This window comes from Agromyces sp. P1_H4, from assembly GCF_056405255.1.
Window position 1 is genome coordinate 1 of sequence record NZ_JBFUCL010000152.1, and the last position, 8,448, is coordinate 8,448.

Sequence of the window (8,448 nt, forward strand, 5' to 3'; positions counted from 1 at the left end):
GCGCAGGAGCACCTCCACCGACTGCGCGCCGAGCTCGGCCATGGCGGCGAGGGCCGACGCCGCGGTCGCTCCCCCGCCGAGCAGCAGGCCGTGCTCCGCGCGGTCGCACCCGGCGTCCCGCAGGGCGCGGACGATGCCGCCGACATCCGTGTTGAACCCCCGTCGGAGCCCATCGGCGAGCAACACGGTGTTCGCCGCGTTCGTCAGCCGTGCGATCTCGTCGAGCTCGTCGAGCAGCGGCAGCACGTCCTGCTTGAGCGGCATCGTGAGCGACAGCCCGCGCCACGCGGCATCCCGCGTGTCGAGGAAACCGGCCAGCCCGGCGCCGTCCATCTCGATGGCGGTGTACTCCCAGTCCAGGCCGAGCCTGGCGTACGCCGCTCGGTGCAGGGCCGGGCTCCTCGAGTGCGAGATGGGCGATCCCAGCACGGCCAGCCGAGCCGCGCGCGGCGCGCCACCCGGGCCGGGGTCACTCACAGTAGGCCGCGTTCTCCTCGCTGGCGGCGCACCACTCCTGGAGCTGCGCGACGGCCGCCTCGTGCTCCTCGACGGTCGTCGAGAACACGGTCTCGCCCGTGGCGAGGTTCACGGGGACGAAGAACAGCCAGGTGCCGTCGGCCGGGTGGATCGCCGCGTTGATGGCGACGTCGCCGGGATTGCCGATCGGCCCGATCGGCAATCCGGGGTTCGCGTAGGTGTTGTAGCGGTTGGAGGCGTCGGCGCGCTCCGCGTCGGTCGTCCACACCGTGTGCGTGTTGCCCGTGCCGTAGGCGACCGTGGCATCCGATTCGAGGTTCATGCCCTGGTCGAGGCGGTTCTGGAACACGCGGGCGACCTTCGGGAAGTCCTCGGTGTTCGACCCCGCCTCGCGCTGCACGATCGAGGCGAGCACGATCGTCCTCCAGCGCTGGTCGGCGGGCACGCCGGCGGCGTCGAGCGCCTCGAACTGGCGGTCGACGAGCGTCTGCAGCACGCCATGGGCGTCGATGCCGGGATCGAGCGTGTACGTCGCCGGGAAGAGGAAGCCCTCGAGGTTCGTGGCTTCCACGGGCAGCCCGTAGTTCGCGGGCGGCTCCGCGGCCGCGGCCTGGAGCTCCTCGATCGGGATGCCGGTTCCCTCCGCGATCGCGACGAGGACGTCGGGCAGCGCCGTGCCCTCGGGGATGACGAAGGTGTTCTCCAGCTTGTTGGCGGGGTCGGTCAGCGCATCCAGCGCCGCCTGCGCGCTCATCTTCTCGGCCAACTGGTAGGCGCCCGGGTGGAACTCGGGCTCGGGCGACTGCTCGAGGAGCAGGTCGTAGAAGGCGTCGTAGGACGCGGTCACGCCCTCGTCGACGAGGTTCTCGGCGATGTCGGAGCCGGTCTCGCCGTCATGGATCATGAAGACGACCTCGCCGGTTCCGGCGCCCGTGTAGTCGGCAGCGGGGGTGAACCGCTCGATCAGGGCGTTGATGGGCCCCTGCAGGAAGAAGACGGCGCCCGCGACGAGCGCGGCCACGACGACGAGTCCCAGGAGGCATCCCCATGGGCCGCGACGCCTCGTGTGCTCGGGGTCGTGCACCTCGTAGTCGGATGCCGCGGCGCGGCGCTCGGCGCGCGACGGCTTGGCCGGGGCGAGCACCTCGGCCTCAGTCGCGGCGGCGCGGCGCTGCTCGGCCTCGCGCGCTTCCCGACGGGTCATGGGACGGTCGGGCGCGGCCGCGACGTGCTCGGGTGAGGACGGCTCCCCTGCGGAGCCCTGCTGGGAGCGCGTCGGGTCGACGTCGCCGGCGAGCAGCGCATGCCAGTCGACCGCGGCGCGATCCGTCGAGGATCCGTGCGGCTCCGAGGGGAACTGGGTCACAGGGGGGACGACCCTTCGTCTGTCGTGAGCAGKCGTCCGGGCTCGGAACCCGAGGCCCGCTCGGCGTCGATGGCGTGTTGCAGAATGATAACGGCTGCGACTTGGTCGACGATGGGACGCTGGCTGCGGCTCGACTTCCCGGTGGCTCGCAGGGCCTGCTGGGCGCTCACCGTCGAGAGCCGCTCATCCACCAGTCGCACGGGGACGCCGCCCGCGGCGAGACGCCCCGCGAAGCCGATCGCATCCTCGGTCGACGCCGTCGCCGCGCCCGAGAGCGACAGCGGATTGCCGACGACGAGCTCGATGGCGCCGAACTCGTCGGCCAGCTCGAGGATCCGGCGCACGTCGGCATCGCCGTCGGCGGCACGCTGGACGGTCTCGACCGGTACCGCCAGCAGGCCRCCCGCGTCGCACCGCGCGACGCCGATGCGTGCCCGCCCGACGTCGATGCCGAGCCTCGCTCCCTGGCGCATGGTCTATCGGGCGAGCTCGCGTCGCACGGCGTCGAGCGCGGCGGGGATCGCCGACACGTCGCTGCCGCCGCCCTGCGCGAGGTCGGGCTTGCCACCGCCACCGCCGCCGAGCACCGCCGCCATCGCCTTCGCGAGCGCGCCTGCGTTCGCGCCCGCCTCGCGGGCGCCGGGAGAGGTGGCGACGATCGCGACCGGCTTGCCGCCGACCTCGGCCGTGAGCGCGACCACGGATGCCGCGTCGCCGAGCTTCCCGCGCACGGCGGTCGCGAGCGACCGCACCTCGTCGCCCGAGCCGAGCTGCCCCACGTGCTCGGCCACGACGAGCACGTCTCCCGAGCGCACGGCGTTGGCCGCGAGGGCCGGAACACGGTCGCCGAGCGCCTTCGCCTCGAACTGCGCGATGCGCTTCTCGGCTGCCTTGAGGCTCGAGACGAGCTCGCCGACGCGGTCGACGAGCTGTTCGGGCCGCGTCTTCAGGTTGGCGGTGAGCTCGGAGACGAGCGCGCGCTCGGCCGCGAACCGGCGGAACGCGTCCATGCCGACGAGCGACTCGACGCGTCGGTTCGAGGCGCCGACCGACGACTCGCCGACGATGTTGATCATGCCGACCTCGGAGCTCGTGGACACGTGGGTGCCCGCGCAGAGCTCCCTCGACCACGGACCGCCGATGTCGACGACGCGCACGACGTCGCCGTACTTCTCGCCGAACAGTGCCATGGCGCCGAGGCTCTTCGCCTCGTCGAGCGGCATCTCACGGGTGACGACCTGCAGGTTGTCACGGATCGCGTTGTTGGAGATCTCCTCGATCTCACTGCGCGTCTCGGCCGACAGCGCCGAGTTCCAGCCGTAGTCGAGGCGCAGGTAGCCCGCCTTGTTGTAGGAGCCGGACTGGTGGGCGTTCGGGCCGAGGACCTGACGGAGCGCGGCGTGCACGAGGTGCGTGCCCGAGTGCGCCTGCGTCGCGCCGCGGCGGTAGTCCTCGTCGACGAGCGTGGTCGCGGGTGCGCCCACGCCGACCTCGCCGGAGGTGACCTTCACCGTGTGGCTGATGAGGCCCTTGACCGGCTTCTGCACGTCGAGGACCTCGAGCTCGTAGCCGTCGCCGACGATGCGGCCCTGGTCGGGTGCCTGGCCGCCGGACTCCGCGTAGAGGGACGTCTCGCCCAGGATGACCTCGGCGGTCTGCCCTGCGGTCGCGACCGGCACGGGCCGGCCGTCGACCAGGAGGCCGAGCACGGTGGACTCCGTGGTCAGCTCGGCGTACCCGGTGAAGATCGTCTCGCCCTTGGCGCGGAACTCGCCGTACACCGAGAGGTCGGCGAGCACCTTCTTCTTGGACTTCGCGTCGGCCTTCGCCCGGGTGCGCTGCGCCGTCATGAGCTCGTCGAAGGCGACCCGGTCGACCGCGAGGCCCGCCTCGTCGGCCATCTCGAGCGTGAGCTCGATCGGGAACCCGTAGGTGTCGTGCAGCAGGAACGCGGTGTCGCCGGCGAGCTCCGCCCGCCCCGACTGCTTCGTGGACGCGACCGCGACGTCGAGGATAGAGGTGCCCGCCGCGAGCGTGCGCAGGAAGGTCTCCTCCTCGCCGAGCGCGAGCTGCTCGATTTTCGCGTAGTCGCGTGCGACCTCGGGATACGCCGCCTTCATCGCGTCGCGCGACGCGGCGAACAGCTCGCGGAACGTCGGCCCCTCGACGCCGAGCAGTCGCATCGCACGGATGCTGCGGCGCAGCAGCCGGCGCAGGATGTAGCCGCGGCCCTCGTTCGACGGGCTCACCCCGTCGCTCATGAGCATGAGCGACGAGCGGATGTGGTCGGCGATGACCCGCATGCGGACGTCGTCCTCGTGGTCGGCGCCGTACGTGCGACCCGACAGTTCCGCGGCACGGTCGAGCACCGGACGGACCTGGTCGATCTCGTACATGTTCTCGACGCCCTGCTTGATGAAGGCGACGCGCTCGAGGCCCATGCCGGTGTCGATGTTCTTCTTCGGCAGCTCACGGACGATTCGGAAGTCCGTCTTCGACTTCACGTCGTCGATGAGGTACTGCATGAAGACCAGGTTCCAGATCTCGACGTAGCGGTCGTCGTCGGTCGCCGGACCGCCGTCGATGCCGTACGCGGGGCCGCGGTCGAAGAAGATCTCGGAGCACGGTCCGGCGGGGCCGGGCTGGCCGGTGTGCCAGTAGTTCGTGTCCTTGTCGAGGCGCTGGATCCGCTCCTCGGGAAGCCCCGCGACCTTCTTCCAGAGCTCGATGGCCTCGTCGTCGTCCTTGTAGACGGTGACCCAGAGGTCGTCGGGGGCGAAGCCGTAGCCGCCCTCGGACTCGGGCGTGGTGAGCAGCTCCCACGCCATGCTGATGGCGCCCTCCTTGAAGTAGTCGCCGAAGGAGAAGTTGCCGTTCATCTGGAAGAACGTGCCGTGGCGGGGCGTCTTGCCGACTTCCTCGATGTCGTTCGTGCGGATGCACTTCTGCACGCTCGTTGCGCGCGGATAGGGCGAGGGCACGAGGCCGGTGAGGTAGGGCACGAACGGCACCATCCCGGCGACCGTGAAGAGCAGCGTGGGATCGTCGGACACGAGCGACGCCGAGGGCACGACCGTGTGGCCGCGCGCGGCGAAGAAGTCCAGCCAGCGCTGGCGGATGTCTGCAGTCTGCATGGTTCCGTTCTGGTTCAGCGGCCGTGCGGCCGCGCTGGGTCGAGGAGCGGGATCAGCGCGCGGCGGGCGCGTCGCCCGCGGCGCGCAGCTCGGCATCGCGCTCGTGGTAGCCCTCGGCGATCGCCTTGCCGAAGGCCCTGGCCTTGGCGTCGACCGACGAGAAGAACTCCCGGCCCTGTGCGGTCTGGTTGACCTGGTGGGCGGCCACGAAGCCCGCAGCGACGCCGACGGCGAACCACACGATGCTCTTCACGAAGTGCTCCCTCTGACCGATCTCGCCGCGCGAGTCCCGCCCGGCACGCATCCTGACATTCTAGTGCGGTCGGATGCCCCGGGAGACGGAACGGGGGCCGCGGGAAACCCCCGCGACCCCCGTTCCGAATGCAAGCTGCTCAGCGAGCGGCGTAGTACTCGACGACGAGCTGGACGTCACAGGTCACGGGCACCTCGGCGCGCTTGGGGCGACGCAGGAGCTGGGCCTGGAGCGTGTCGAGCTCGACCTCGAGGTAGCCGGGGAGCTTGGGGAGCACGTCGACGTGACCGCCGGCCGCGGCGACCTGGAAGGGCTCGGTGCCCTCGGAGCGCTGCTTGACGCCGATGGTCTGGCCCGGCTTCACGCGGAACGAGGGGCGGTCGACGATCTGGCCGTCGACGAGGATGTGACGGTGCACGACGAACTGGCGGGCCTGCGCGATGGTGCGGGCGAAGCCGGCGCGGAGCACGAGGGCGTCGAGGCGCATCTCGAGCAGCTCGACCAGGTTCTCACCGGTCAGGCCGTCGGTGCGGCGAGCCTCGTTGAACGCGATGCGGAGCTGCTTCTCGCGGATGCCGTACTGGGCGCGGAGACGCTGCTTCTCGCGGAGGCGCACGGCATAGTCGGAGTCCTGCTTGCGCTTGGTGCGTCCGTGCTCACCGGGAGCGTAGGGGCGCTTCTCCATGTACTTGGCGGCCTTCGGGGTGAGGGCGACGCCGAGCGCGCGGGAGAGGCGGGTCTTGCTGCGTGACTGGTTCGACACGAATGTCCTTTCGGAAGAATCTCAAGTGAACTCGCGGCGCGTTCGTGCGCCGGAAGTCTGTGTCAGAGGGATTCGCCAAGGGTGGATCGGCTACAGATCGCACCCGTTCGCCGGTGATTCCCTCGCAGCCGCGCTCGGGAATCTGGCTTCAGGCCGAGGGATATGCTATCACGCCCGGCCTCGGAGGCCCGACGTCAGCGTTCGCCGCGCACGATGCGGCGCAGCTTCGCCAGCCGTGCCGACACCTCGCGCTCGTTTCCGTGCTCGGTCGGCTGGTAGTAGGTGGCGCCGCGCAGTTCTGCGGGCAGGTACTCCTGCTGCACGACGCCGATCGCGTCGTCGTGCGGATACACGTAGCCCTTGCCGTGGCCGAGTCGCTTCGCCCCCGGGTAGTGGGCGTCGCGGAGGTGCTTGGGGACGCGCCCGGCGCGACCCTCGCGCACGTCGGCGATCGCGCGGTCGATGCCGAGGTAGGCGGCATTCGACTTCGGCGCGGTCGCGAGGTGCACCACGGCCTGCGCGAGCGGGATCCGCCCCTCGGGCATGCCGATGTACTGCACGGCGTCGGCCGCCGACACGGCCACGCCGAGCGCAGTGGGGTCGGCCATGCCGATGTCCTCCGAGGCGAGCACGATGATGCGGCGGGCGATGAACCGGGGATCCTCGCCGGCCTCGATCATGCGCGCGAGGTAGTGCAGCGCCGCGTCGACGTCGCTGCCCCGCACCGACTTGATGAAGGCGCTGATGACGTCGTAGTGCTCGTCGCCGTTGCGGTCGTAGCGGAGCAGTGCACGGTCGACGGCGCGAGCCACGACGTCGGCGGTGATCAGCGGCTTGGCCGGCGTCGCGGCATCCGCTGCCTCGGGGTCGTCGACGTCGCCGTTCGCGTCGGTGACGTCGACGGCATTGGGATCGTCATCGCCCGCGCTCGCGGTCATCTGCGCCGCCGCGACGGATGCCGCCTCGAGGGCCGTGAGCGCACGGCGCGCGTCGCCCGAGGCCAGCCGGATGATCGCCGCGCGCGCCTCGGGGTCGAGCTCGACGGCGCCCGCGAGGCCACGCGGATCGGCGACGGCTCGGTCGACGAGCACGCCGAGGTCGTCATCGGTGAGCAGTTCGAGCGTCAGCAGGAGCGACCGTGACAGCAGCGGCGAGATGACGGAGAACGACGGGTTCTCGGTCGTCGCCGCCACGAGGATGACCCAGCCGTTCTCGACGCCGGGCAGCAGCGCGTCCTGCTGCGCCTTGGTGAAGCGGTGGATCTCGTCGAGGAAGAGCACCGTGGAGAGGCCGTAGAGGTCGCGGCTCGCCCGCGCCTCCTCCATGACCTGTCGCACGTCGCGCACGCCGGCCGTGACCGCGGAGAGCTCGACGAACTTGCGCCCCGACGAGCGGGCGATGGCCTGCGCGAGCGTGGTCTTGCCCGTGCCGGGCGGACCCCAGAGGATCACCGAGACCGAGCCGGACTCCCCGGTGCGGTCCCCGGCGAGGGCCACGAGCGGCGAGCCGGGGGTGAGCAGGTGACGCTGCCCCGCCACCTCGTCGAGGCTCGTCGGCCGCATGCGCACGGCGAGCGGCGTCGCGCCGGAGCGCAGCCCCGGGCTGGAGTCCACCATGCCCTCAAGCGTAGCCGCGGCATCCGACAGCGAAGGCGGCGCCCGGCGGGCGGCGAACCGCATCGCACGCGCGATTGGTGCCGACCGCGGCGGGTGCGTAGAGTCGGCTCGCAGGAGTCCCGAGAAGGAGCATGCGTGGCATCGAACGACCGTCAGGCGCGTGAGGAACGTGCGCGCCTCCGCACGTACCAGGCCCGCCAGGAAGTGCACGTCCGCAAGCAGCGCCGCCGCACCAGGGACAACGTCATCGCCGTGATCGCGCTCGTCGTGGTGCTCACGCTCGCGACCGCCGCCCAGCTGTTCTACTTCAGCGGCGGACCGGGGGCACCGGCCGCCGAGCCGACGCCCACGGCGACCCCGACCCCCGAGGCGACCGCCCCGGCCGGCGAGAACCAGGGCGACGTCCCCTCGGCCGACCTCGCCGAGGGTCGCACGTGGACGGGCACCCTCACCCTCAACGACATCCCGCTCGCCGTCGAGCTCGACGGCGCCGCGGCGCCCCAGGCCGTCTCCAGCGAGATCAGCCTCATCCAGTCGGGCTTCTACGACGGCACCAGCTGCCACCGCCTGACGCGTGAGAACATCTGGGTGCTGCAGTGCGGCGACCCCGCGGGCGACGGCACCGGCGGCCCCGGGTACAGCTACGGTCCCGTCGAGAACGCCCCGGCCGACGGCGTCTATCCCGCCGGCACCATCGCGATGGCGCGCCAGCAGCAGAACGGGTACAGCCAGGGCAGCCAGTTCTTCATCGTCTATGAAGACACCACGCTCACGCCCGACGAGGCCGGCGGGTACACCGTCGTCGGCCAGGTCACGAGCGGGCTCGACCAGCTGAAGGC

At 71.3% G+C, this 8,448-nt stretch carries 8 protein-coding genes; 1 reads left to right on the forward strand and 7 read right to left on the reverse strand.

What is annotated here, in order from left to right; genetic code table 11:
- From AC1DY2_RS10680 to AC1DY2_RS10710, 7 genes are all read right to left on the reverse strand, one after another.
- On the reverse strand, window positions 1-477 hold a 477-nt coding region (locus AC1DY2_RS10680; RefSeq protein WP_476762410.1), incomplete at its 3' end, for a shikimate dehydrogenase family protein.
- On the reverse strand, window positions 470-1,843 hold the full coding sequence (mltG, locus tag AC1DY2_RS10685) for an endolytic transglycosylase MltG (RefSeq protein ID WP_476762411.1): 1,374 nt from the start codon (window positions 1,841-1,843) through the stop codon (window positions 470-472). The genes AC1DY2_RS10680 and mltG, both read right to left, overlap by 8 nt.
- Window positions 1,840-2,316, reverse strand: coding sequence for a Holliday junction resolvase RuvX (gene ruvX / locus AC1DY2_RS10690; RefSeq protein WP_476762412.1), 477 nt, complete (start codon window positions 2,314-2,316; stop codon window positions 1,840-1,842). The genes mltG and ruvX overlap by 4 nt, the downstream gene beginning before the upstream one ends.
- A gap of 3 nt (window positions 2,317-2,319) precedes the next feature.
- Window positions 2,320-4,977, reverse strand: coding sequence for an alanine--tRNA ligase (gene alaS, locus AC1DY2_RS10695; RefSeq protein ID WP_476762413.1), 2,658 nt, complete (start codon window positions 4,975-4,977; stop codon window positions 2,320-2,322).
- Between the two features lie 52 nt (window positions 4,978-5,029).
- Window positions 5,030-5,281: a hypothetical protein gene (locus tag AC1DY2_RS10700; RefSeq protein ID WP_309978853.1), complete on the reverse strand. Its 252-nt coding sequence runs from the start codon at window positions 5,279-5,281 to the stop codon at window positions 5,030-5,032.
- Window positions 5,282-5,369: 88 nt separating this feature from the next.
- Complete coding sequence (gene rpsD / locus AC1DY2_RS10705; protein WP_159605795.1) at window positions 5,370-5,993, reverse strand: 30S ribosomal protein S4; 624 nt, start codon at window positions 5,991-5,993, stop codon at window positions 5,370-5,372.
- 194 nt (window positions 5,994-6,187) lie between these two features.
- On the reverse strand, window positions 6,188-7,609 hold the full coding sequence (locus tag AC1DY2_RS10710; RefSeq protein ID WP_476762414.1) for a replication-associated recombination protein A: 1,422 nt from the start codon (window positions 7,607-7,609) through the stop codon (window positions 6,188-6,190).
- Between the two features lie 135 nt (window positions 7,610-7,744).
- Here AC1DY2_RS10710 and AC1DY2_RS10715 point away from each other — a divergent pair.
- Window positions 7,745-8,448 (forward strand): peptidylprolyl isomerase (locus AC1DY2_RS10715; RefSeq protein ID WP_476762415.1); only part of this gene is annotated, 704 nt, incomplete at its 3' end.